Genomic DNA, 24,294 nt, shown 5'->3' on the forward strand with positions numbered 1-24,294 from the left:
GGGAGCCCGGCGAGGGGAGCGTCTGCGGGGCATTGGCGCGCGCGCGCTTCGCTTCATACCCCCTCCCGTAAAATGGCGGGTTTGTCTCCCGAACCTACGAAAGCCCTGCCATGAGCCTGAAATGCGGCATCGTGGGCCTGCCCAACGTCGGCAAGTCCACCCTCTTCAACGCCCTCACCAAGGCCGGCATTGCCGCCGAGAACTACCCTTTTTGCACCATCGAGCCCAACACTGGCGTGGTGGAGGTGCCCGATCCGCGCCTGCAGCAGCTGGCAGAGATCATCAATCCCGAGCGCATCGTGCCCGCCATCGTCGAGTTCGTGGACATCGCGGGCCTGGTGGCTGGTGCCTCCAAGGGAGAAGGCCTGGGCAACCAGTTCCTGGCGCACATCCGCGAGACCGATGCCATCGTCAACGTGGTGCGTTGCTTCGAGGACCCGAACGTGATCCACGTGGCCGGCCGCGTGGATCCCATCGCCGACATCGAGGTCATCCAGACCGAGCTGTGCCTGGCCGACCTGGCCACCGTCGAGAAGGCCCTGCAGCGCTATAGCAAGGCGGCCAAGAGCGGCAACGACAAGGAAGCCGCCAAGCTGGTGCAACTGCTCACGCCCATCCAGGCTGCGCTGGATGAGGGCAAGCCGGCGCGCACCGTGCCCGTGTCCAAGGAAGACGCGCCGCTGCTCAAGCAGTTCTGCCTGATCACCGCCAAGCCGGCGATGTTCGTGGGCAACGTGGCCGAGGACGGCTTCGAGAACAACCCCCTGCTGGACAAGCTCAAGGCCTATGCGGAGGCCCAGGGCGCGCCCGTGGTCGCCATCTGCGCCAAGATCGAAGCCGAGATGGCCGAGATGGGCGACGAGGACCGCGACATGTTCCTGCAGGAAATGGGGCTGGAGGAGCCGGGCCTGAACCGCCTGATCCGCGCGGGCTTCAAGCTGCTGGGCCTGCAGACCTACTTCACCGCCGGCGTGAAGGAAGTGCGCGCCTGGACCATCCACGTGGGCGATACCGCGCCGCAGGCGGCCGGCGTGATCCACGGCGACTTCGAGCGCGGCTTCATCCGCGCGCAGACCATCGCGTTCGAGGATTTCATCCAGTACAAGGGCGAGCAGGGCGCCAAGGACGCGGGCAAGATGCGCGCCGAAGGCAAGGAATACATCGTCAAGGATGGCGATGTGATGAACTTCCTGTTCAACGTCTGACCACCGGGGCCGGTCCCGCAGCCTCTGCGGGACAGACCGGAACGGCGCCGCAGGCCATGGCGGCGGCCGGGGTGCGCACCGGCGGCGAGCGCCGCGGGGTCTGGCGCTCTGGGCAGGGCGCGGAGCCTGCCGGCAATCGCATCGAACCGCAGAGAGGAGTCCAGGCATGGGGGCTGCAAAGCCGTCGCCGCACGCCGTGATGGAGGTGCGGCGCTTTCAGGCAGGGGACTTTGCCGCCTACCGGCGCTGGTACGCGGACCCGCTGCTGGACCGGCATCTGGGCCCCATGGATGACGAGTGGCTGGCGGATGTGCTGGCCGACACCAATGGCGAGGAATGGGCGGTACTGGCCGATGGCGTGCTGCTGGCCGTCGTCGGGCTCACGCCCGACCCGGAGGTGGGTTGCTGGGTGATCACCGATTTCGCCGTCGATCCCCGGCGTCGTGGCCAGGGCTGGGGGCGGCGCGCCTGGCAGGCGCTGTGCGCGCTGCCCGCCCTAAAAGCACGACCGCACTGGCGCGCCTACGTGGCCGACGACAACCCGCAGGCGCAGGCCTTTTTCGAGGCGCAGGGCTGGCGGCGGCTGGAGGCGCTGGGCATCGAGGATGGCCTCTGGACCTACTGCTGGCAACGCGCCGGGGCCTTGGCCGGGTGCGGTACGGCTCCGGCATAGGGCGCGCGAAAGCAGGAGCCGGCCTGGCGCAAGTGGGGTGCCGGCGACGGTACCCGCCGGGAGGCGCCTGGCGGCCGCACCACCAGCCTGCGGCTTGAGAATTCAAGCCAAAAGCGGCTCTGGCGCCCTGTGTATAAGCGCTGGAAGCTATCAAATTTGAAGTGATTTCGCACGGCGTCATGGTGGACGCCGTGTGCCTATGGGCGCAGAAAGGGCAGCGGCACCTCGGCCGGGATCGGGCAGGTGTAGGGCTGGCCCTGCCGGCGCTCCAGCAGCTCCGCCTTGGCCTGGGCGATCAGTCCGGGTTGCTGTACCAGCTCGATGGCCGTCGCCGTGAGCACCCTGGCGGCGCGCACCATGCCGGCGTGCGCCAGGGAGGACTTGCCCTGCGACACCATCTGCCATGAGTGCAGCGGCGTTCCGAAGGCATAGCAGGCCACCCAGGCCTGCACGGTGGGGGTGATCCAGCTCACGTCGGCCACGTCGGTCGAGCCGAACATGGTCTCGTTGGCTGCAGGGTCGTAGGGCGCCACACCTTCGAACACGGCGGGCACCTGGCCGCGCAGCACGCTGGCCAGCGGGCGGCTGACGGCGTCGATGTCGCCCGGGCTGAGCGTGGCCTGGAAGTCCGCCGCCCGGCCCCGTTCGCGGGCATCCACGGCCAGCGCGCCCTCGGCCTGCAGCCTGGCGTAGAGCACCTGGTTCAGCGTGGTGTTTTGCAGCAGGTTGGAGCAGGCCTTGTCGAACACGATCTCCACGCGGCAGTCGGTCATCAGTGCCGCGCCGCGCGCCACGTTCTGCACGCGCTCGTAGAGCTCGGCGGCCTCGTGGTTGCGCGCCGCGCGGATCAGGTACAGCACCTCGGCGCGGGCCTGCACCACGTTGGGCGACAGGCCGCCCGAGTCCGTCACGGCGTAGTGCACACGGGCGTCCGAAGGCATGTGCTCGCGCAGGTAGTTCACGCCCACGTTCATGAGTTCCACCGCGTCGAGCGCACTGCGGCCCAGGTGGGGCGAGTGCGCGGCATGCGAGGCCTTGCCGTGGAAGATGAACCTGGCCTGGATGTTGGCAAGCGTGCTCTGGCTGAAGACGCCCGTGAAGCTGGCCGGGTGCCAGGTAAGCGCGGCGTCCACGTCATCGAACGCGCCTTCGCGCGCCATGAAGGTCTTGCCCGAGCCGCCTTCCTCGGCCGGACAGCCGTAGAAGCGCACGCGCGCCTTCGCGCCCGTGACCTGCAGGTGCGCCTGCAGCGCAATCGCGGCGAAGTGGGCCGAGGTGCCCAGCAGGTGGTGCCCGCAGCCGTGCCCGGCCAGGCCGGGGCTGTCCACGGACGGCGTGCACACCAGGGCGCCGCTTTGCTGGTTCATGCCCGAGAGGGCGTCGTACTCGCCCAGGAAGGCGATCACCGGCCCCTCGTCGCCCCACTCGGCCATGAAGGCGGTGGGGATGCCGGCCACGTTGCGCGTGACGCGAAAGCCCACACCGGCCAGGGCATCGATGTGCAGCTGGGCGGACGCCGTCTCGGCATAGCGCAGCTCGGCCAGCGACCAGATCTGGTCCGCCAGCGCATGCATGCGCGGTGTTTCGCGTGTGAAGAAGTCCTGCAGTGAGCGCATGGGAATCGGCCTGCTTACTCGGGCTTCACGCCGGCCTTGTCCAGCAGCACCTTGTGGCGTTGCGTCTGCGCGGTGATCTGGGCTGCGAACTGGCTCTGGTCCATGTCGGTGGGGGTGGCGCCCAGGGTCTTGAGGCGCTTTTGCACGTCGGGCAGGTGCGCCGCCTTGACAGCCGCCTCCTGCAGCCGCTTGACGATGGCGGCGGGCGTGTTCTTGGGCGCGACGATGCCGAACCAGCTGATGCCCAGCTGGTTCAGGTCGTTGTAGCCTAGTTCCTTGAAGGTGGGCACGTTCGGCAGTTCGGGCGAGCGGCTTTCGGAGGCCAGCGCCACCGCAATCAGCTTGCCGCTCTTGATGTGGGGCAGGGACGAGGGCAGCTGGTCGGGCATCACCTGCACCATGCCGGCCAGCGCATCGTTGAGCGCAGGGCCGTTGCCGCGGTAGGGCACGACCAGGATGTCGGTCTTCAGTGTCTCGTTGGACGACGCCAGCATCAGGTGGCCCAGCGTGCCCGGCCCCGGTACGGCGCCGCTGATCTGCTTGGGCTGTGCCTTGGCCTTGGCCACGAAGGCCTCGAAACTGTTCACGCCCAGGCTGGGGTGCACCATGTAGACGGAGGGCATGGTGACCAGGTTGGCCACGGGGGTGAGCTTGGCGCCCAGGTTGGCCGCGCGGGTGTACAGCAGCGGGTTGATGGTCATGGTGCTCACCGTGGCCATGCCGATGGTGTAGCCGTCGGCTGCCGCGTTGGCCAGGGCCTCCGTGCCGAGCAGGCCGCCCGCGCCGGCCTTGTTGTCCACCACGATGGACTGGCCCAGCGTCTGGCGCATGCCTTCGGCCAGCACGCGGGCCACGATGTCGGTCGAACCGCCGGCCGCGAACGGCACGATCAGCTTGACGGGCTTGCTGGGATAGGCGTCGGCGGCCCGTGCGGCAGGGGACAGTGCGAGGGCGGCGCCCGCGGCGAGGGTGGAGAGGGTGAGTGACTTGAGGCTCAGGCGTCGGGCGGGCACAGGGGTGTTGCGCATGGGAGGTGTCCTTCAGGTTCAAGCGTCGAAAAACCAGACGCCGGGGTATGCGTGAATCGTTGCTGCTCATGCACGCATTGCATGTGCCGCGAATATAGAAAAAACCGGTTGCCCGCGGGCACCGTTTTGACAGGAAGGTATAAGCAGGACCGATGGCTGCATACTGGAGCATCCGAGTCTCTAAGGACAACCTGGAGAACCTATGCGCGAATCCGATAGCTTCCCCGAAGGCCGCGTGCTGTTCTCACGCCTGGCCAAGCATGTACGCCTGCGCCAGTTGCAACTGCTGCTGGCCCTGCAGCAGTGCTGCTCAATCGCGAAGGCGGCCGCCCATCTGGACATGAGCCAGTCCGCCGCCACCCAGGCGCTGGCGGAGCTGGAACGGGTGCTGGATCTGCGGCTGTTCGAGCGGCACTCGCGCGGCATCCGCCCCACCCAGGCTGGGCAGGCGCTGATCGACGCCGTGCGCAGCGTGATGAACCAACTGGAGGACGTGTCGGAAACACTGGCCGCGATCCGCATGGGCGCGTCGGCCGCGCTGCGGCTGGGCTCCATCCCCGCAGCCGCGCACGCCATCCTCGCGCAGTTGCTGGCGCAGTTCTATGCGCTGCGGCCCCAGGTGCATGTGGATGTGCAGGAGGGCGAGGGGCCGCGCCTGCTGTCGCTTTTGATCAGTGGCGGGCTGGACGCCGTGTTCTGCCGACGTCCTGCGCTGTTGCCCGAGAGCTTTGTGTTCGAGCCGCTGCTGCGCGACGAGGCAGTGGTTGTCGCAGCCGGCACCCATCCGCTAGCGGTGCGTCAGGCCGTGCCGCTGGCGGCGCTCGGGGACGCGCGCTGGGTGCTGCCGACTTCCAACATCGCCGTGCGCGACATCTTCGAGCACACGGTGCTGGCGCGGCTGCCGCAGGCGCAGTGGTTTCCGGTGTCCACCGTGTCGCTGCCGGTGCTGGAAGGGCTGCTCGGCCACCCGCGCGCCGTGGCCCTGGTGCCGCGCAGCATCGTGCCCGGCCTGGCGCATGACCGCCCGGCGGGCGGAATCCGCATTCTGGACATGGCGGTGGACCGCGCGGCCTTGGCGCTGGCCGACCTGGGGGTGATGCATGCGCGGGAGCCGGCTCCCCCGTTGCTGCAGGACCTGCTGAAGCTGTGGCGTGCCGCGCATCCCCTGGGGTGAGGCGCTCAGCCGGGCGCGGGGGTCAGGCGTGCAGCCAGCGTACCCAGTCGCCCGGCACCAGGTACAGCAGGCCGGCCGTCATGCTGGCGTAGCGGAAGAATTTGCCGATGGCCATGTAAGCCAGGCAGGGCCAGAACGGCATGCGCAGCCAGCCGGCCACGGCGCACAGCGGGTCGCCCACCACGGGCAGCCAGCTCAGCAGGCAGGTCTTGGGCCCCCAGCGGCGCAGCCACACGCGGGCGCGCCGTTCGGTGCGGCTCAGTTCGCGGGCGGGCTTGGCGGGGGGCTGCGCATGGCCCGCATGGCGGTGCCGGCGCGCGGCGTCCCAGGCGCGGTGCGCGCCCAGGCCCATCCACCAGCTGACCGCACCGCCCAGCGTGTTGCCGGCCGTGGCCACCAGGATCGCGGGCCAGAGCAGTTCGGGGTTCAGCTTGACCAGGCCGAACACCGCCGGCTCCGAGCCCACGGGCAGCAGCGTGGCGGAGATGAAGGCCACGATGAACACCGTGCTCAGGCCGAATTGGGGCAGAGCCAGCAGGTCCAGCAGTTGGTGCATCCAGATTTCCATAGCAGGGCTGCGAGTGTAGGGGCAGCGGTGCGCTGGCTGCGTCGCCACCCGCGGGCGCAACATGCGCAATCGCAGTGCTGGCTTTTCGGTTGCTGAAATTTTGGGCAGGTAGAATCCGCCCCTTCGCCCACACACCCCCAGCCCGCCCGTACCGTCCATGCAGATCGGCCCCATTCCCTTGGCCAACCGCCTGTTCGTCGCCCCCATGGCGGGCGTGACGGACCGGCCGTTTCGCCAGCTGTGCAAGCGGCTGGGCGCGGGCTATGCGGTGAGCGAGATGGTGACCTCGCGCAAGGACCTGTGGAACAGCCTCAAGACCAGCCGCCGCGCCAACCACGAGGGTGAGCCCGGCCCGATCGCGGTGCAGATCGCCGGCACCGACGCGGCCATGATGGCCGAGGCCGCGCTCTACAACATCGACCGCGGTGCCCAGATCATCGACATCAACATGGGCTGCCCCGCCAAGAAGGTCTGCAACAAGTGGGCGGGCTCCGCCCTGATGCAGAACGAAGCCCTGGCCGTGGAGATCGCCGAGGCCGTGGTGGCCGCCTGCGCACCGCGCGGCGTGCCGGTCACGCTGAAGATGCGCACCGGCTGGTGCCAGCAGCACAAGAACGCCGTGGTGCTGGCGCGCCGCTTCGAGGACGTGGGCATCCAGATGCTGACCGTGCACGGCCGCACGCGCGAGCAGGGGTACAAGGGCCAGGCGGAGTACGACACCATCGCTGCCGTGAAGGCCGCGGTGCGCGTGCCCGTGGTGGCCAATGGCGACATCACGTCGCCCGAGAAAGCCCGGGCGGTGCTGGCCGCCACAGGCGCCGACGCGGTCATGATCGGGCGCGCGGCCCAGGGCCGGCCGTGGATCTTCCGCGAGATCGGCCACTACCTCGCCACCGGCGAGCACCTCGCGCCGCCGCTGGTGGCCGAGGTGCGCCGCCTGCTGCTGGAGCACCTGCAGGACCACTACGGCCTGTACGGCGAGGCCAGCGGCGTGCGCAGCGCGCGCAAGCACATCGCCTGGTATGTGCGCGCGCTGCCGGGCGGCGAGGCACTGCGACAACACATCAACACCATCGAGGACTGCGCGGCGCAGTGGCAGGCGGTGGCCGATTTCTTCAGCGCGCTGGGCGCGCAGATGGACCGGCTGCCGTCCGCACACGACGGCACCGACGCGGTCCCGCCCCTGAGGGAAACAGAGCATGAGCCGGAACAACATTGAACAATGCGTGCGCGAGAGCCTGCAGGGCTACTTTCGCGACCTGGGCGGCGAGACGCCCGACGGCGTGTACGACATGGTCGTGCGCCTGGTGGAAAAGCCGCTGCTGGAGGTGGTGATGAGCCACGCCGACAACAACCAGTCCCGCGCCGCCGAATGGCTGGGGCTGAACCGCAACACGCTGCGCAAGAAGCTGGTGGAGCACAAGCTGCTCTGATGTTGCTTCTAAAAGAATAGCTGGTGGCGCTTGCCCATCAAGCGCTACAGCCCGATTTCATCAAAACCATCACGAGTCCCCCATGAACGCACTCCTCTCCGTCTCCGACAAGACCGGCATCGTCGAATTTGCCCAGGCACTGCATGCGCTGGGCATCCGCCTGCTGTCCACCGGCGGCACCGCCAAGCTGCTGGCCGAGAGCGGCCTGCCCGTCACCGAGGTGGCCGAGGTCACGCAGTTCCCCGAGATGCTGGACGGCCGCGTGAAGACGCTGCACCCCAAGGTGCATGGCGGCCTGCTGGCGCGCCGCGAGCTGCCTGCGCACATGGCGGCGCTGAAGGAGCACGGCATCGACACCATCGACCTGCTGGTGGTCAACCTGTACCCGTTCGAGGCCACGGTGGCCAAGGCCGGCTGCACGCTGGCCGACGCCATCGAGAACATCGACATCGGCGGCCCCGCCATGGTGCGCAGCGCTGCCAAGAACTGGAAGGACGTGGGCGTGGTCACCTCGGCCGACCAGTACGACGCGGTGCTGGGCGAGTTGAAGGCCGCTGGCAAGCTGTCCGACAAGCTGCGCTTCGCGCTGTCGGTGGCGGCGTTCAACCGCATCGCGCAGTACGACGGCGCCATCAGCGACTACCTGTCGTCCATCCAGTTCGACGAGGCCAAGCTGTCCGAGAGCTACGTGCCCGAACGCGCGCTGTTCCCCGGCCAGAGCAACGGCATCTTCACCAAGATCCAGGACCTGCGCTACGGCGAGAACAGCCACCAGCAGGCCGCGCTGTACCGCGACCTGCACCCCGCGCCCGGCTCCATCGTCACCGGCGTGCAGCTGCAGGGCAAGGAACTCTCATACAACAACATCGCCGACGCCGACGCGGCCTGGGAATGCGTCAAGAGCTTCAAGCTGCCGGCCTGCGTGATCGTCAAGCATGCCAACCCCTGCGGCGTGGCCGTGGGCACGAGCGCGCTCGAGGCCTACAGCAAGGCCTTCCAGACCGACCCGACGAGCGCCTTCGGCGGCATCATCGCGCTGAACCGCCCCGTGGACGGCGCGGCCGCGCAGCAGATCGCCAAGCAGTTCGTTGAAGTGCTGATGGCGCCCGACTTCACGCCCGAGGCGCTGGAGGTGTTCAAGGCCAAGGCCAACGTGCGCCTGATGAAGATCGCGTTGCCTGCCTCCGGCGGTGCCACGGCGTGGGAGCAGGGCCGCAACCTGATGGACGCCAAGCGTGTGGGCTCGGGCCTGCTGCTGCAGACGGCCGACAACCATGAGCTGCAACTGCCCGATGTGAAGGTGGTGACCCTCAAGCAGCCCACGCAGGAAGAGATGCAGGACCTGCTGTTCGCCTGGAAGGTGGCCAAGTACGTCAAGAGCAACGCCATCGTGTTCGTGAAGGGCGGCATGACCATGGGCGTGGGTGCGGGCCAGATGAGCCGGCTGGATTCGGCGCGCATCGCCAGCATCAAGGCGCAGGCCGCGGGCCTGTCCCTGCAGAACACCGTGGTGGCCAGCGACGCCTTCTTCCCGTTCCGCGATGGGCTGGACGTGGTGGTCGACGCGGGCGCGACCTGCGTGGCCCAGCCCGGCGGTTCCATGCGCGACCAGGAGGTCATCGACGCGGCCAACGAGCGCGGCGTGGCCATGGTCTTCACGGGCGTGCGCCACTTCCGTCACTGACACGCGCTGACCACGCCGCATGCCGGTGGACCCAGACCCGCTGCACGACGACACACCGCCGCCCCGGCCCCGCTGGCTGGGCTGGGCGCTGGTGGTGTTCATGGTGCTGGTGGTGCTGGGCGTGCTCAACGTGGGCTGGCGCATCCTGCAGCCGGGGCCCGCAGCCCAGGCGCTGGACGCCGCCCAGCAGGCGCACCCGGAACGGGCCGCGGGCCGCGCGCTGGTCGAGGCATCGGATTGCCTGCGTTGCCATGGCCTGGAGCGGCACGCCGTAGGCCCGGGCTTTCGCCAGATCGCCGCGCGCTACGCCGGCCGCAGTGATGCGGCCGCGTACCTGGCCGACAGGATCCGCGAGGGCAGCGTGGGCGTATGGGGCCGCACGCTGATGCCGCGCCATCCCCAGATCACCGAGGCGCAGGCCCTGCAGATGGCGCAGTGGCTGTTGACGCTGCCGCCCGCCGAGGGTGGTGTGCTATTGAATTAATAGCTGTTAGCGCTTATTGGACGGGCGTTAGAGTCAGAAAACGCTGTAAACCCTCGCTTGGACGGCGGCACCGCTTGCGCCGTCCCGCTCACACCTTCAGCAGGCGGCCCGGCGTGCCGGCCTGTACGGCCAGCGTGGTCTCGGCGCTGGTGGTGAACTGGCGGCTGGTAATGGTGTTCACGTACACCCACTGCGCACGGCATTCGGTGGCCGTGGCGGTCACCACCATGTAGCCGCGGCGCGCGGTGTCGCAGTACTTGAGTGGCTCCACCAGCTGAAGCAGCGCCGCCGACAGCGTGGCCGGGTTCTCATTGGGCAGGTATTCCTCGAAGCCGGGCGAGCTCACCGACGAGGTGGCGAACTCCACGCCCACGGGGTTGCCGTTCATGTCGTTCAGCTCGCTGGCCCAGGCGTTGTGCGTGTCGCCCGCCAGCACCACCAGGTTCTTGTTCATCGCGCGGGCCATGCCCAGCACCGTCTCGCGGGCGGCCTGGTAGCCGTCCCACGCGTCCAGGTTGTAGGGGATGGAGGGCTGCGCCAGGATGGCTTGCTCCTCCGGCGTGAGCGTGGCGGGCGCCGTACGCGCCTTGGCGACGATGGCCGCGTAGCGCGACACCGTCACGCCGCTGCCCAGCTGCAGCGTTTCCATGAGGATGGGCGCGGGGATGTTCATGCGGCCCATCAGCACCTGCTGGCCCAGCATCTGCCAGGTGGCGCTGGAGGCGGCCATCTGCTGCTGCAGCCATTGCGTCTGCGCGGTGCCCAGCAACTGGCGCGCGGGATTGCCCACGGCCGTGGTGAAGCCCGCTGCGTCGAAGCCGCCGGGCTTGAAGAAGGCGGCGTAGTCGACCTGCGCATCGCGTCCCACCACGCGCGTGTCCAGCATGTGCAGCGCCAGCAGGTTGCCGAAGGCGAAGCTGCGGTAGATGACGTCCGGCTGCGCGTTGCGTGTGGGCATCCACTCGTGGTACGCCTGCAGCGCCACGGCCTTGCGCGCGGCGAAGCTGCCTTCGGCGGCTTGGTGGTTTTCCGCGCCGTTCATCCAGGTGTCGTTGGCGATCTCGTGGTCGTCCCACACGGCGATCATGGGCGCGGCGGCGTGCAGCGCCTGCAGGTCGGCATCGGTCCGGTACTGGGCATGGCGCGTGCGGTAGTCGGCCAGGCTCAGGATCTCGTTGGCCGGCTGGGACAGGCGGCTCAGCGCCGCCGCGTTGCCCGAGGCGTAGCCGCCCTGGCCGTATTCGTAAAGGTAGTCGCCCAGGTGCACGGTGGCGTCCAGGTCGCCGCGCCGGGCGGCGTCGGCGTACACGTTGAAGTAGCCGGCCGGGTAGTTGGCGCACGAGAACACGGCCAGCTTCACCTGGGCCACGCTGCCCGTGGGCAGGGTGCGGGTGTGTCCCGTGGGCGAGGTGGCCTCGAAGGCCTTGAAGCGGTAGTGGTAGACGGTGGCGGGCTTCAGGCCCGTGGCGTCCACCTTGACCGTGTAGTCGCGCGCGGCGCTGGTGCGCACCTCGCCGCGCGCCACGATGCTGGCGAAGGCGGCGTCGCTGGCCACCTCCCACTGCACGGGGATCTCGGCGCTGAAGTCGGCGGGCGGCGTGACGCGCGTCCAGAGCATGACGCGGTCGGCCAGCGGGTCGCCGCTGGCCACGCCGTGCGCGAACTGTACGGCGGGTGCGTCATCGTCGCCGCCGCCACAGGCCGCCAGGGGCAGGGTGCCCAGCGCGGCGGCGCCCAGCGTGATCTGCCGCACGAAACGGCGGCGCCCGCCGTCTGCGGCGTGCGGGGTGCTGGCGTGCGCAGCCTGCAGGAGGTTGGTGAGGGGCTTGGAATCGTCGTGTCGCTGCATGGCGGGCGGGTGAAAGGTGATGAACCGCCAAGGCTCGCAGCAAGGGATGACGGTTTCATGAACCACCGTCGCGCACGCGTCAGTGCGCCCATCCGCCGGTCACCCGCAGGGATGGATGCGGGCGAATAAGCACGTGTTATGCCTCCAGCGCTTTCCCATCAAGCGCTGGAAGCTATGAAAACTATAGCTTCTGGAACACGTCGCGCGCCACGGCCACGGTGTCGGCGATGTCCTGCTCGGTGTGGGCGGCACTCACAAAGCCGGCTTCGTAGAGCGCCGGGGCAATGTAGACGCCGCCGTCCAGCAGGCCGTGGAACAGCGTGTTGAAGCGCATGCCGTCGGTGTTGAGCACCTCGGGGTAGTTCTGCGGCAGTTGCGGCAGCAGGAAGAAGCCGAACATGCCGCCCTGGGTGTCGCCGCAGAACGGCACACCCGCAGCGCTGGCCGCGCCCGCGAGGCCGTCGATCAGGGCGCGGGTGCGAGCGCCCAGGGCGTCGTAGAAACCGGGCTTGGCGATCTCGCGCAGCGTGGCCAGTCCGCAGGCCGTGGCCACCGGGTTGCCCGACAGCGTGCCCGCCTGGTAGACCGGGCCCAGCGGCGCAAGCTGCTCCATCACGGCGCGCGAGCCGCCGAAGGCCGCCAGCGGCATGCCGCCACCGATGACCTTGCCGAGCACGGTGATGTCCGGCTTGAAGCCCGGGATGGCCTGGGCGTACAGGCTTTGCGCCCCGCCCAGCGCCACGCGAAAGCCGGTCATGACCTCGTCGATGACCAGCAACGCGCCGTGCTGCGTGCACAGCTCGCGCGCGCGGCGCATGAAGGGCACGCTGGCGCGCACGAAGTTCATGTTGCCGGCGATGGGCTCCATGATCACGCAGGCGACGTCGGGGCCGTGCAGCGTGAAGGCCTCCTCCAGTTGGGCCACGTCGTTGTATTCCAGCACCAGGGTGTGCTGCACCACCTCTTGCGGCACGCCGGCGCTGGTGGCGTGGCCGAAGGTGGCCAGGCCCGAGCCGGCCTTGACCAGCAGCGAGTCGGCATGGCCGTGGTAGCAGCCGTTGAACTTGATGATCTTGTTGCGCCGGGTGGCGCCGCGCGCGAGGCGGATGGCGCTCATGCCGGCCTCGGTGCCTGAGCTGACCAGGCGGATCATCTCCATGGACGGCACGTGGCGGATGATTTCCTCGGCCAGCTCCACTTCACGCTCGGTCGGCGCGCCGAAGCTGAAGCCCTCCAGGGCTGCTTTCTGCACGGCCTCCAGCACGGCCGGGTGGCCATGGCCCAGGATCATGGGTCCCCAGGAGCCGATGTAGTCGATGAAGCGCTGGCCGTTGGCGTCCCACATGTAGGCGCCCTGGGCACGCGTGATGAAGCGGGGCGTGCCGCCCACGGCGCGGAAGGCGCGTACCGGCGAATTCACGCCGCCGGGGATGAGCGCCTTGGCACGTTCGAAAAGGGGGAGATTGAGGTCAGTGTTGTGTGTCATGGGGTGGCAAATCGAAGCCCTCCACGACCGCGGAGGGAGATACGTCGTCGTCGGTGTCCTCATCGTCGGGCTGGGCCCAGAACATGCGGTCGGGCAGCACATGGCCCATGCCGGGGCGGAATCCGTGCTGCAGGCAGCCGTCCAGGTAAGTGAGCGCTTCGCTCGTGGCCTCGCCCAGGTCGCTGCCGGTGGCAATGAGCGCCGCCAGGGTGGCCGACAGGGTGTCGCCCGCTCCGATGAAAGTCACTTCAAAGCGTTCGAAGCGCCCGCTGCCCAGCACCGTTTGCGGTGAGGCGAGCACATTGTCGATGTGCCGCTCCGCCGCGGGAATGCCGGTCACCAATAAATAGGGCACGCCTATCTCCGCGACTGCCATGGCCAGGTCGCGTGCCGAGGGTGGGCGCTCACTGCCCCAGTCCGGCAGCAGCCAGCGCCACAGGGTGCTGTGGTTTCCAACCAATACCGATGTCTGCGGCAGCAACAGCTCGCGGAAGGCGTCGTGGTACTGGTCGATCAGGTCGTCCTGCCACCACGACAGGTCCGGCATGAAGGCGATGACGGGCACGTCCGCATAGTCGGCGGCGATCTCGGAGATGGCGCTCAGGTTCTCGGGGCTCCCCACGAAGCCGACCTTGATCGCGTGCAGCGGCATGTCTTCCAGCACGGCACGGGCCTGCTCGGCGACCGTCTCGTCTTCGAAGGCGTAATGGTCGAATATCTCGGCGCTGTCACGCACATAGGTCCCGGTCACCACCGGCGCGACATGCCCTCCGACCGAGGACACCGCCGAAATATCGGCCGCCAATCCTCCCGCGCCGCTGGGGTCGTTTGCATTGAAAACCATCACGCAGATGGTGGGGGCGGTGGATTCGCTGTCATCCGCCGTCAAGCTTTGGCTGTCGGGTGCTGAAGGGGTATTCGATTGCATGGGTGGGTGCCAGCGTAACCGGTGGCACGAAAGCTGCATCCGGCAGTGATGACTAGATACAATCGTTGCATTCTATGTGAAGGCCCCTTAAGCTGTGACGGACCCAAAAACTTGGATGTGTTTGATTTGCGGTTGGATATATGACGAAGCTGCGGGCTGCCCCGAGCACGGCATTGCCCCCAACACCCGCTGGGCAGACGTTCCCATGAACTGGACCTGTCCCGAATGCGGCGCCCGCAAGGAAGACTTCGAGATGGTCGAGATTTGAGGCGCGGCTCCTGCCAGCGTTGTTTTTTCGTTCCTCAGGAGCAGCGAGAAATTGGCTACGACGACGACCGGTCCCACCTTCCGTGTCCTGGTGGTGGACGACAGCAATACCATACGGCGCAGCGCCGAAATTTTCCTCAAGCAGGGAGGGCACGAGGTTTTATTGGCCGACGATGGTTTCGATGCCTTGGCCAAAGTCAATGATTACCAGCCTCAGCTGATTTTCTGCGACATCCTCATGCCCAAGCTGGATGGTTATCAGACCTGCGCCATCATCAAACGCAACGCGCGTTTTGCTGATACGCCCGTGGTAATGCTTTCATCCAAGGACGGGGTTTTCGATAAGGCGCGCGGCCGCATGGTCGGTTGCCAGGAATATCTGACCAAACCATTTACCAAAGACCAGTTGCTGCAGGCTGTGCAGCAATTTGGAAATGCCCAATAAGGAGTTTTGTAATGCCGATTCAGAAAGTTTTGGTCGTGGACGACTCGAAGACCGAGTTGATGTTTCTGACCGACTTGCTGCAGAAAAAGGGCATGCAAGTGCGTACCGCCGAGAATGCCGAAGAGGCATTTCGCCGTCTGGCCGAGGAAAAGCCGGACCTGATCCTGATGGACGTGGTCATGCCCGGCCAAAACGGTTTCCAGCTGACCCGTGCTATTACCCGCGATCCGCAGTATGCGGATGTGCCCATCATCATGTGCACGAGCAAGAACCAGGAAACCGATCGCGTGTGGGGCATGCGCCAGGGCGCGCGCGGCTACATCACCAAGCCAGTCGATCCTGCAGAACTGCAGGCCAAGATCGACGCGCTGAACTGAGGCCGGCTGCATACCCATGGCTAACCGCGAAGCCCTGAAAGAGCTACAGACACGACTTGCCGCCCGGCTGCAGGCTGCCAGAGGCGAGGGTGTGTCCGTGTCGTCCTGGTTGGCCGTGGAGTCTGCCGGACGCTATTTCCTTCTCCCCCTTGGTCAATCGGGGGAGATTTTCCCCTGGGGCGGGGTGCAGCCCGTTCCGTATACCCAACCGTGGTTCCTGGGCGTGGCCAACCTGCGTGGCGCGCTCACCGGCGTGGTGGATCTGGCGGGCCTCCTTGGCGCCGCGCAGATGCGCACGGAGCAGGCCTTGGCAGAATCCAGCCTGCTGGCCTTCAATGGTGCGCTGGACGTGAATGCCGCCTTGCTCGTGGACCGGCTGTCCGGCCTGCGGGGAATGGAGGCCTTCGTCGCCTCCGAGCCGCCGGAGGCCGATGCGCCCCCCTATTTCGGCACCACCTATCTTGATGCACAGGGCACGCGTTGGCAGGAATTGAACCTGCACGCTCTTTCCCAGCATCCCGCTTTTCTCAGCATCAGCGCTTGATTATTTCTGTAAGGCAGCACCATGTCCGTCGTCAATCCATTTGGAAAATTGTTTAACCGCAAGCCCGCCGACCCGGATGCTGAGCTGAACCCCGCTGACTTGGCGCAGCACCCGGCGGGCGGACTGCTTGCCGATGCGTACCAGACCGATGGCATGGCCAGCGTGCAGGGCGATCCCGGCGATGCGGCGCAATATCCCGAAGGGGAGTTTGCGGATGAAGACTTGGTCTCGCTGCCTCTGCTGGGCCGCGCAACCACTGCCGTCCACCAGCGCCGCCTGCTGATGCTGCTGGGTGTTGGCTTGGTGGTGCTCGCCTTGATTGCCGGCTGGGTTCTGCAGCAGGCCAACCGCTCGGCGCAGCAGCTGACGGCGACCGGCCAGTCGCTGATGCAGTCGCAGCGGCTTGCAAAGTCCGTGTCGCAGGCCTTGGTGGGCAGCCCCCAGGCCTTCCCCGACGTGATGGAGAGCTCGGGCGTGCTGGCGCGCAACGTGCGCGCACTCAACGGGGGCGACAACGAACTGGATGTGCAGGCACTGGGCGAGCCTTTCCGCCCCGAACTGGATGCCATCACGCCGTTGGTGGAGCGTGCCGAGCGCAACGCGGGCGTGGTGATGGGTCAGCAGAAGATCCTGACGCAGGTGGGCGACGCTCTGCGTACCATCAACCGCCAGTCCTCGGACCTGCTGGAGATCGCGGAGACGGTTTCGTCCCTGAAGCTTCAGCAAAATGCGCCGGCCTCCGAGATTTCTGCCGCAGGCCAGCTGGTGATGTTGACCCAGCGTATCGGCAAGTCGGCTAACGAGTTCCAAACGACGGAGGGCGTGAGCCCCGAGGCGGTGTTCCTGCTGGGCAAGGACTTGAACTCCTTCAAGGAAATCGCACAGGGCATGCTGGACGGTAGCGCCGACCTCCGCCTGGCTGCCACCCGCGACGCCCAAACCCGCGAGCAACTGGAGTCGCTCATCAAGCTGTATGAGCAGATGCGTACGCAAGCCGGCGCCATCCTGGGCAACCTCCAGGGTCTGGTATCCGCACGTGAGGCGCAATCGGCCATCCTGGCAGACAGCGAACCGCTGCGCCGTCAACTGGAAGGTCTGCAAAGCAAGCTGTCGGCACAATCGGGCATGGGGGCGGGCCAGTTCGCCGCGCTCGCCGTGGCCGGTATCTTCGTGCTGCTGTGCGGCGTGGGTATTTCGCGCGTGCAGCTGCTGGACAGCCGCAGCCGCCAAGCCACGGCCGAAGCGCAGCAGCGTGATGCCAAGCGCCAGGAACAGGAAGCCAAGCGCATCAACGACGCCAACCAGGCGGCCATTCTGCGACTGATGAACGAACTGCAATCGGTCGCTGAAGGGGACCTGACGCAGGAAGCCACCGTGACGGAGGACATCACGGGCGCCATCGCCGACTCGGTGAACTACACGGTGGAAGAACTGCGCCAACTGGTGGGCAGCGTGCAGAAGACGGCAACCCGGGTGGCGCAGACGACGGCCATGGTGGACAACACCTCCACGGAGCTGCTCGCAGCGTCCACCGAGCAGCTGCGAGAAATCCGTGAAACGGGCCGTTCGGTGCTCGAGATGGCAAGGCGTATTAACGACGTGTCTTCGCAAGCGCAGGAATCCGCCTCGGTGGCCCGCCAGTCGCTGCAGGCCGCCGACCAGGGTCTGCAGGCCGTGCAAAACGCCATCGGTGGTATGAACGCCATCCGCGACCAGATCCAGGATACGTCCAAGCGCATCAAGCGCCTGGGCGAGTCATCCCAGGAGATTGGCGAAATCACCGAGCTGATCTCGGACATTACCGAGCAGACCAACGTGCTAGCTCTGAACGCGGCCATCCAGGCTGCCTCCGCCGGTGAAGCCGGTCGCGGCTTCTCGGTGGTGGCGGAAGAAGTGCAGCGTCTCGCGGAGCGCTCCGCAGACGCCACGCGCCAGATCTCGGCGCTCGTGAAGGCCATTCAGACCGACACCCAGGACGCGGTGGCCGCTATGGAGCGTTCCACCCAGGGCGTGGTGGAAGGAGCGCGTCTGTCGGACAGCGCAGGAACGGCGCTTTCGGAGATCGACCGCGTGTCGCGGCGGCTGGCCGAGCTGATTGAGCAGATCTCATCGTCAGCCTCCCGCGAAGCGGACCTCGCCAACGGCGTGGCAGACAACATCCAGCATATTTTTGCGGTGACGGAGCAGACCGGAGAAGGTACCCGTACGACTGCGCAGCAGGTGCGTGAACTGTCTCACGTGGCCGAGGAACTGCGCCAGTCGGTGGCGCGATTCAAGATTGCCTGACGTCTTCCATTAACGAACTTGCTCCGGATCAGCCGGGGACGAATCCATGTCATCTGTTGACGCCGCAAACGCACAGGGCGCCGATTGGGCCCAGGGCGAGCAGGATCTTGGGCCGCTCGCATGGGTGCTCGATGAACTGCGCAAATCCTTGGATGGTGCCGTCAAGGCCATGCGCCGTTTCGTGCGCGATGCCGAGATAGCGCGGGAGTCCGATCTTGCCTCACTGGACGCGGCGCCCTTGCGCATCGCACGCCAGCAACTCCACCAGGCCAGCGGCGCGCTGGAGATGGTGGGCATGGCGCCTCCGGCCCTGGTGTTGCGCGCCATGGAAACGGCGGTCCAGCGGTTCGTTCAGCGGCCGGAGACCTGCAGCGATGATGCAGCGGCCGTCATCGAGCGCGCCAGCTTTGCCTTGATCGAATACCTGGAGCATGTGCTCGCAGGCAAGTCCGTGTCGCCGGTGGCGCTGTTTCCCCAGTACCGCGAGGCGCAGACGCTGGCGGGGGGCGAGCGGGTGCATCCAGCGGACTTGTGGCCCGTGGAGCGGCGCTTCCATGATCCTGACGTGCCGGTTGCCGCTGCGCCGCTGCCCTATGGCTCGGAAGCGCGTGCGCGGCTGGACAGCGCGGTATTGCGGCTGGTGAAGAATGCGGACCCGGGCGCCGCTGCAGACATGCAGACAACCTGCCTGGGCTTCGCCGCGGCGCAGACCGACCGCCAGGCCCGCGCTTTCTGGAAGATCTGCGCAGGCTTTTTCGAGGCGCTGGCGCAGCAGGCACTCAATCCGGACCTGTATGCCAAGCGCGTCGCTTCGCGCGTGCTGATGCAATACGCCACCCTGGCCAAGGGGGACACGGCGATCAGCGACCGTCTGGTGCAGGATCTTCTGTTCTTCTGCGCCCAGGCCGTGGTGCCTGCGACGGCGGAAGCAGCTTCCCACATGCCGGTGCTGACGGCCGTGCGGCGGGCGTTTGATTTGAATCGTTATCAGCCGGTGGACTATGACCAGCCGCGCTTCGGTCTTTTCGACCCTGCCATTCTTGCGCAGGCGCGCAAGCGCATTGCCGCGGCCACGGAAACCTGGTCCGCACTTGCGGGTGGAGACCGCAACAAGCTCAAACCGGCAGCGGACCAGTTCAGCCTGGTGTGCGATTCATTGCGCAAACTGCACCCGGACAGCGAAAGCCTGGCACTGGCCCTGACGCGTGCCCTGGAGGCCACCACACGGTCGGGCGAGCCTCCTTCGGCAGCGCTGGCCATGGAAGTGGCCACCTCTGTGCTGTATCTGCAGGCGTCCTTCGAGGAGCTGGATGCCGCCCAGCAGTACATGGCGGAGCGAGCTGCGCGGCTGTCCGAGCGACTGGACAGCGTGGTTGCCGGCGGGGAATCGCAACCTCTTGAACCCTGGATGGAAGAGCTGTATCGCCGCGTCAGTGACCACCAGACCATGGGTAGCGTGGTCGGTGAACTGCGTGCGACTCTGGCAGAGGCAGAGAAGTCCATGGACCAGTTCTTCCGCAGCCCGGAAGACATGACCCTGCTTGCCTCCGTGCCTGGCAGCTTGCAGCAGATGCGCGGCGTGCTGTCCGTGCTGGGACTGGATCAGGCCTCCTTGGCCGTGGTGCGCATGCGCGACACGGTCGAGCGCATGCTGACCAACGACCTGCCCGAGGAAGAGCGCCCGCAGGTTTTCGAGAAACTGGGCAACAGCCTGGGAGCGCTGGGCTTTCTCATCGACATGCTGAGCTACCAGCGTGCCATGGCGCGCAAGCTCTTCGTTTACGACGAAGAGCTGGGCGAGTTGCGTGTCCTCATGGGGCGGGCGCGTGCGCAACTGCCTCATCCGGGCGCGCATGATCAGGAAGCGCCAGCCGTGCCCGCGTTGGAGCTCCCATTCCCCGACGCACCCGAACCCGCGGCTGCGGCTGTGGTCGAGAGCGCCACGCCGTCTGCACTGGCGGACATTGATTTTTCGCTGCTTGACGTGGACGCGGCGACGTCGGAAGGCGCCGTTTCGGCGGTGGGCGCTCCGGAAGAGCCCGCGCTTCCAGTGGTTCCTTCGAGCAACGTCGCTGCCGCAGCCCTGCCGGAGGACGATGGCGAGGATGAACTGCTCGACATCTTCCTGGAAGAGGCGCGCGAAGTTGTCGCCACCGGCTTGTCGGCCATTGACGCGCTGCGTGCTGCACCGGGTGACCTGAGCGAGCAGACCACGCTGCGGCGGGCCTTCCATACCCTCAAGGGTAGCTCGCGCATGGTGGGGCTGAACGAATTTGGTGAAGCCGCGTGGTCCATGGAGCAGACGCTCAATGCCTGGCTGGCCGAGCAAAAACCCATCAAGGAAGCGCTGCTGCAACTCTCCTCCGAGGCGTTGGGCGCCTTCGGTCGATGGGCCGATGACATCGCAGCAGGAGCTGCGGACCCGTGGAAGGCCGAAGCCTTCCGGGTTGCGGCGGATGCGATGCGCACGGATGGCACGCTGCTGCCACTGGGCGTGCCCTCCTCCGATTCCGCGGACACCACTGCGGCCGTGGCGCCGCAAGTGCCCGCAGAACCGCTGCTGTCTGACGAGCCCGTGTTGTCGGTACCAGACCTTCCGGAGCCCGCGGCCGAACCACAAGCATTTGCCATTGAACCGCCTGCACCGCTCGAAGCGGTTGACGCCCACGCCAACGCTGCCGCGCTGGAGTTTGATCTGGTGCTGCCGGATGTCGACGTGCCGTCTCAGGACGCGACGGCGGGCCATGAGGAAGTGGGCGGCGACTTTGTCGACACCTTCATCGATGTGGATGAGGCCGACCAGGCCGTGTTGCCGGTGGAGGAGGTGCCCGCAGCTCCCGAGACGGTGACGGAGGAGGTGGATTTCTCGCTGTTCGAGGCTGCGCTGCAAGCCACCGATGCGCCAGCACAGGACGTCGGCGAACCCGCTTCAACAGTAGCGGCTGACACGGTGGCGGAGCTGGCGGATAACGCATCCGCGGTGCGGCAGGACGAGACATTCTTTATCGGCACGGATGGCGTCCAACCCGAGTTCATCCTGGACGAGGAGCCAGCGGCGGACGTACAGTCTGCGCAAGCCGCCGAAACCGTGGCTGGGACGGACGGTCCGGTGGAGGAAGCGGTCGACGAAGCGGTCAAGGTCATCGAGCACCTGCGCATCGGCATACCGTTATACAACGTGTACCTCAACGAGGCCGATGAATGGTCGCGCCGCCTCGTGACTGCGTTGCAGGAATGGTCGCTGGAATTGCACCAGCCGCTGCCGGACAGCGCGGTGGCGTTGGCGCACTCGCTGGCAGGCAGCTCTGCCACTGTCGGGTTCTCGGCACTGTCCAATCTTGCGCGTACCCTGGAACATACGCTGCAGCATGTTCAACTGCTGCAGCAGGGTCTCCCCGAGCATGCGCAGGCATTCAACGCCGCTGCCGAGGACATCCGGAGGCTGCTGCACCAATTCGCCGCAGGCTTCCTGAAGGAGCCCAGCGCCTCGGTGCTGGAACAGCTCAACGAGATCCTGCAGACCGAAGTGATCAGCGGCATGGTGTCGCTGGAAGACCGTGCTTTCGCCGAGGCAGAGGCACAGGCATTCGAGACGCTGGAGCCGGCGCCGGCAACGCCTCAGGGCACCGCGCATGCGACGGCCGTCGACGAGCCGACTGCCCCATCGCCCGTGGTGGCGCCTACGCTCCCCGTAGGCCGCGATCGCGTGATGGGCGATACTGTCGCGCCTGCCGTGTCCACCACCGTCGATATCGATGACGACATCGATGCGCTGGACAACATCGACCCCGATCTGTTCCCCATTTTCGAGGAAGAAGCGGTCGAACTGTTGCCCACGCTGGGTGGGGCGTTGCGCCAGTGGTCGTCCCGGCCGGAGAACCTGGGCGCACGCAGCGAACTGCTGCGCGCCCTGCACACCCTCAAGGGCAGTGCGCGCCTGGCAGGCGCGATGCGGCTTGGCGAAATGGCGCACCGCATGGAAACGGCCGTGGAGCAGATCGACACGGAAACCGTGGCGGCCGCAGACATTGAGCCCTTGCTGGTCAACTTCGACGCTTTGCAGACGAGTTTCGACGCGCTGCGCGCAACTGGAGCGGAGCCGGTGGCACCGGCCGCTGAGCATGGACAGGACGCAGAGGTGGTCCAATCCGCTCCCGCGCCAGGGCTTTCCCTGCCGCTCGCTCCGCCCGTTGCGTTGCGTGCGCCGTTGGGTGCAGCCCCTGCGCCGGCCCCCCTGCGCGCGGCAGGTGGGCATTCCGTGCGCGTACGTTCGCAGTTGCTCGACCGGCTGGTGAACCAGGCGGGCGAAGTGATGATCGCGCGTTCGCGGCTGGACGTGCGCATGTCGCAACTGCGCAGTTCGCTGACCGATTTGTCGGGCAACCTGGAGCGCCTGCGCCAGCAGTTGCGTGACATCGAGGTACAGGCGGAATCACAGATGCAGTCCCGCTTGGCCCTGTCCAAGGACATGGCGGCGGGCTTCGATCCGCTGGAATTCGACCGCTTCACCCGCGTTCAGGAACTGACGCGCATGATGGCGGAGTCGGTCAACGACGTGGCCACCGTGCAGCGCAACATGCAACGTGCGATGGAAGACGCCGAAGACGATCTGATCGCCCAGGGCCGCCAGGCACGTGAGTTGCAGCGCGACCTGCTGCGCACGCGCATGGTGGAGTTCGAGGGCATCTCGGAACGCCTCTATGCGGTGGTGCGCCAGGCATCCAAGGAAACCGGCAAGCAGATCAAGCTGGACATTTCGGGCGGTTCCATCGAAATGGACCGCGGCGTGCTGGACCGCATGACCCCTGCTTTCGAACACCTGCTGCGCAACTGCGTGGGGCACGGCATCGAGGAACCCGAGACGCGCACTGCTGCCGGCAAGGCTCCTGTGGGCTCGATCTCCATCGACTTGCGGCACGAGGGCAACGACGTGTCGGTGGCGTTCCGCGACGACGGGGCAGGCCTGAACATCGCCCGCATCCGGGACAAGGCCGTGGCGCAAGGGTTGATTGCCCCCGATGCGCAGCTGAGCGATGGCGAGGCGGCCAACCTGATCTTCATGCCGGGCTTCTCCACGGCGTCGGAGATCACGGGCCTTTCCGGCCGTGGTATCGGCATGGACGTGGTGCGCTCGGAGGTGAATGCCCTGGGTGGCCGTATCGAGACCTCTACCGAGGCGGGCAAGGGAACGTCCTTCCGCATGGTGCTGCCGCTCACGACAGCGGTGACCCAGGTGGTGATGCTGCGCGCGGGCAACCTGACCATCGGCGTGCCAGCCAACCTGGTGGAGATCGTGCGCCGTAGTTCCGGCACGGAGCTCGACGCTGCCTACGCCAGCCATACCTTCTCGGATGGCCTGGAGGATCTGCCCTTCTACTGGGCGGGTGCATTGCTCCAGTCGTCCTCGCGCAGCACGGAGGTCACGGGCAAGAGCCGCCCCGTGGTGATCCTGCGCAGCGCGTCTCAGCGCATCGCGATGCACGTGGACGAAGTGCTGGGCAACCAGGAAGTCGTGGTGAAGAACCTGGGGCCGCAGCTGTCGCGTCTGCCAGGCCTCGCGGGCATGTCCGTGCTGGCTTCGGGCACCGTGGTGCTGATCTACAACCCGGTGGCGCTGGCCACGGTGTACGGCGACCAGGTGCGCGCGGCCACGCACGCACCGGCGGTGGACCAAGCCGGCGCGGTGGTGGCTGCCGAGGGCGGCACGCCCGCCGCTTCGCTGCTGGTGCCGGTGCAGCAGGTGCCCTTGATCCTGGTGGTGGACGACTCGATCACCGTGCGCCGCGTCACGCAGCGCCTGCTGCAGCGCGAAGGCTACCGCGTGGCCCTGGCGGCCGACGGCCTGCAGGCGCTGGAGCGCCTGCAGGAAGAGCGCCCCGCGGTCGTGTTGTCCGACATCGAGATGCCGCGCATGGACGGTTTTGACCTCGCGCGCAACATCCGCTCCGACGCTGCGCTGCAGGACCTGCCGATCATCATGATCACTTCGCGCATTGCGCAGAAGCACCGCGACCATGCGATGGAACTCGGCGTGAACCACTACCTGGGCAAGCCCTACTCCGACGAGGAGCTGATGAGCCTGGTGCGCCACTACGCCAGCCTGAACACGGAGGCAGTGACCGCCTGACGGCGACGCAGTCCAGCGTCACCCAGGCCCGGCAGGCTGCACGCCTGCCGGGCCTTGTCTTTTGTGCACCGGGGCGATGCCCTCGGATAACGGGCCGATGCGGTGGTTGGCCGTAAAATT

19 protein-coding genes are annotated in these 24,294 nt (G+C 67.0%); 13 read left to right on the top strand and 6 right to left on the bottom strand.

The features are described from left to right. The first annotated feature begins 110 nt into the window (after nucleotides 1-110). Both ychF and MRB47_RS04525 read left to right on the top strand, forming a co-directional pair. On the top strand, nucleotides 111-1,205 hold the full coding sequence (ychF, locus tag MRB47_RS04520; RefSeq protein WP_088888376.1) for a redox-regulated ATPase YchF: 1,095 nt from the start codon (nucleotides 111-113) through the stop codon (nucleotides 1,203-1,205). 166 nt (nucleotides 1,206-1,371) lie between these two features. Beyond that, a complete protein-coding gene (locus MRB47_RS04525; RefSeq protein ID WP_088888377.1) occupies nucleotides 1,372-1,878 on the top strand; it encodes a GNAT family N-acetyltransferase in 507 nt (168 codons plus the stop codon). A gap of 197 nt (nucleotides 1,879-2,075) precedes the next feature. Here the strand turns inward: MRB47_RS04525 and MRB47_RS04530 are convergent, their stop codons facing one another. Next, on the bottom strand, nucleotides 2,076-3,494 hold the full coding sequence (locus MRB47_RS04530) for a M20 family metallopeptidase (protein WP_252102021.1): 1,419 nt from the start codon (nucleotides 3,492-3,494) through the stop codon (nucleotides 2,076-2,078). 14 nt (nucleotides 3,495-3,508) lie between these two features. Beyond that, complete coding sequence (locus tag MRB47_RS04535) at nucleotides 3,509-4,522, bottom strand: tripartite tricarboxylate transporter substrate binding protein BugE (RefSeq protein ID WP_252102022.1); 1,014 nt, start codon at nucleotides 4,520-4,522, stop codon at nucleotides 3,509-3,511. Nucleotides 4,523-4,724: 202 nt separating this feature from the next. Here MRB47_RS04535 and MRB47_RS04540 point away from each other — a divergent pair, with 202 nt between their 5' ends. Further along, nucleotides 4,725-5,696, top strand: a complete 972-nt coding sequence (locus tag MRB47_RS04540) for a LysR family transcriptional regulator (RefSeq protein WP_252102023.1) — start codon at nucleotides 4,725-4,727, stop codon at nucleotides 5,694-5,696. 22 nt (nucleotides 5,697-5,718) lie between these two features. Here MRB47_RS04540 and MRB47_RS04545 read toward each other — a convergent pair whose 3' ends face one another. After that, nucleotides 5,719-6,252: a YqaA family protein gene (locus MRB47_RS04545; RefSeq protein WP_252102024.1), complete on the bottom strand. Its 534-nt coding sequence runs from the start codon at nucleotides 6,250-6,252 to the stop codon at nucleotides 5,719-5,721. A 169-nt stretch (nucleotides 6,253-6,421) separates the two neighbouring features. Here MRB47_RS04545 and dusB point away from each other — a divergent pair, with 169 nt between their 5' ends. The 4 genes from dusB to MRB47_RS04565 all read left to right on the top strand — a co-directional run bounded on the left by dusB (nucleotide 6,422) and on the right by MRB47_RS04565 (nucleotide 9,865). Continuing rightward, nucleotides 6,422-7,483, top strand: a complete 1,062-nt coding sequence (gene dusB, locus MRB47_RS04550; protein ID WP_252102025.1) for a tRNA dihydrouridine synthase DusB — start codon at nucleotides 6,422-6,424, stop codon at nucleotides 7,481-7,483. Next, complete coding sequence (locus MRB47_RS04555) at nucleotides 7,464-7,697, top strand: Fis family transcriptional regulator (RefSeq protein WP_011806682.1); 234 nt, start codon at nucleotides 7,464-7,466, stop codon at nucleotides 7,695-7,697. The genes dusB and MRB47_RS04555 overlap by 20 nt, the downstream gene beginning before the upstream one ends. A gap of 82 nt (nucleotides 7,698-7,779) precedes the next feature. Beyond that, nucleotides 7,780-9,381, top strand: coding sequence for a bifunctional phosphoribosylaminoimidazolecarboxamide formyltransferase/IMP cyclohydrolase (gene purH, locus MRB47_RS04560; RefSeq protein WP_088888382.1), 1,602 nt, complete (start codon nucleotides 7,780-7,782; stop codon nucleotides 9,379-9,381). Nucleotides 9,382-9,400: 19 nt separating this feature from the next. After that, nucleotides 9,401-9,865 (top strand): c-type cytochrome, encoded by a 465-nt coding sequence (locus tag MRB47_RS04565; protein WP_252102026.1) that lies wholly within the window; start codon nucleotides 9,401-9,403, stop codon nucleotides 9,863-9,865. 88 nt (nucleotides 9,866-9,953) lie between these two features. Here the strand turns inward: MRB47_RS04565 and MRB47_RS04570 are convergent, their stop codons facing one another. The 3 genes from MRB47_RS04570 to MRB47_RS04580 all read right to left on the bottom strand — a co-directional run bounded on the left by MRB47_RS04570 (nucleotide 9,954) and on the right by MRB47_RS04580 (nucleotide 14,128). Further along, nucleotides 9,954-11,714: an alkaline phosphatase D family protein gene (locus MRB47_RS04570; RefSeq protein WP_252102027.1), complete on the bottom strand. Its 1,761-nt coding sequence runs from the start codon at nucleotides 11,712-11,714 to the stop codon at nucleotides 9,954-9,956. A gap of 181 nt (nucleotides 11,715-11,895) precedes the next feature. Then, complete coding sequence (hemL, locus tag MRB47_RS04575; protein ID WP_015914198.1) at nucleotides 11,896-13,200, bottom strand: glutamate-1-semialdehyde 2,1-aminomutase; 1,305 nt, start codon at nucleotides 13,198-13,200, stop codon at nucleotides 11,896-11,898. Beyond that, nucleotides 13,184-14,128, bottom strand: coding sequence for a hydroxymethylpyrimidine/phosphomethylpyrimidine kinase (locus MRB47_RS04580; protein WP_011806677.1), 945 nt, complete (start codon nucleotides 14,126-14,128; stop codon nucleotides 13,184-13,186). The genes hemL and MRB47_RS04580 overlap by 17 nt, the downstream gene beginning before the upstream one ends. A 115-nt stretch (nucleotides 14,129-14,243) precedes the next feature. On the opposite strand from MRB47_RS04580, the gene MRB47_RS04585 reads away from it, so the two are divergent. From MRB47_RS04585 to MRB47_RS04610, 6 genes are read left to right on the top strand one after another with little or no spacing between them, the layout of a single operon-like run. Continuing rightward, nucleotides 14,244-14,396 carry a rubredoxin gene (locus MRB47_RS04585; RefSeq protein WP_011806676.1) on the top strand — a complete coding sequence of 51 codons (153 nt, stop codon included), beginning with the start codon at nucleotides 14,244-14,246 and terminating at the stop codon, nucleotides 14,394-14,396. 51 nt (nucleotides 14,397-14,447) lie between these two features. Next, on the top strand, nucleotides 14,448-14,840 hold the full coding sequence (locus MRB47_RS04590; protein ID WP_015914196.1) for a PleD family two-component system response regulator: 393 nt from the start codon (nucleotides 14,448-14,450) through the stop codon (nucleotides 14,838-14,840). 11 nt (nucleotides 14,841-14,851) lie between these two features. Then, nucleotides 14,852-15,217 carry a PleD family two-component system response regulator gene (locus tag MRB47_RS04595; protein ID WP_011806674.1) on the top strand — a complete coding sequence of 122 codons (366 nt, stop codon included), beginning with the start codon at nucleotides 14,852-14,854 and terminating at the stop codon, nucleotides 15,215-15,217. Nucleotides 15,218-15,233: 16 nt separating this feature from the next. Beyond that, nucleotides 15,234-15,761: a chemotaxis protein CheW gene (locus MRB47_RS04600; RefSeq protein ID WP_011806673.1), complete on the top strand. Its 528-nt coding sequence runs from the start codon at nucleotides 15,234-15,236 to the stop codon at nucleotides 15,759-15,761. Nucleotides 15,762-15,782: 21 nt separating this feature from the next. Further along, nucleotides 15,783-18,047: a methyl-accepting chemotaxis protein gene (locus MRB47_RS04605; RefSeq protein ID WP_252102028.1), complete on the top strand. Its 2,265-nt coding sequence runs from the start codon at nucleotides 15,783-15,785 to the stop codon at nucleotides 18,045-18,047. A gap of 46 nt (nucleotides 18,048-18,093) precedes the next feature. Beyond that, complete coding sequence (locus tag MRB47_RS04610) at nucleotides 18,094-24,174, top strand: Hpt domain-containing protein (protein ID WP_252102029.1); 6,081 nt, start codon at nucleotides 18,094-18,096, stop codon at nucleotides 24,172-24,174. The last annotated feature ends 120 nt before the right edge of the window (nucleotides 24,175-24,294 follow it).

The sequence above is a fragment of the Diaphorobacter sp. LI3 genome (genome assembly GCF_022807955.1).
In the GTDB taxonomy this organism is placed as follows: Bacteria; Pseudomonadota; Gammaproteobacteria; order Burkholderiales; family Burkholderiaceae_C; genus Diaphorobacter; species Diaphorobacter nitroreducens.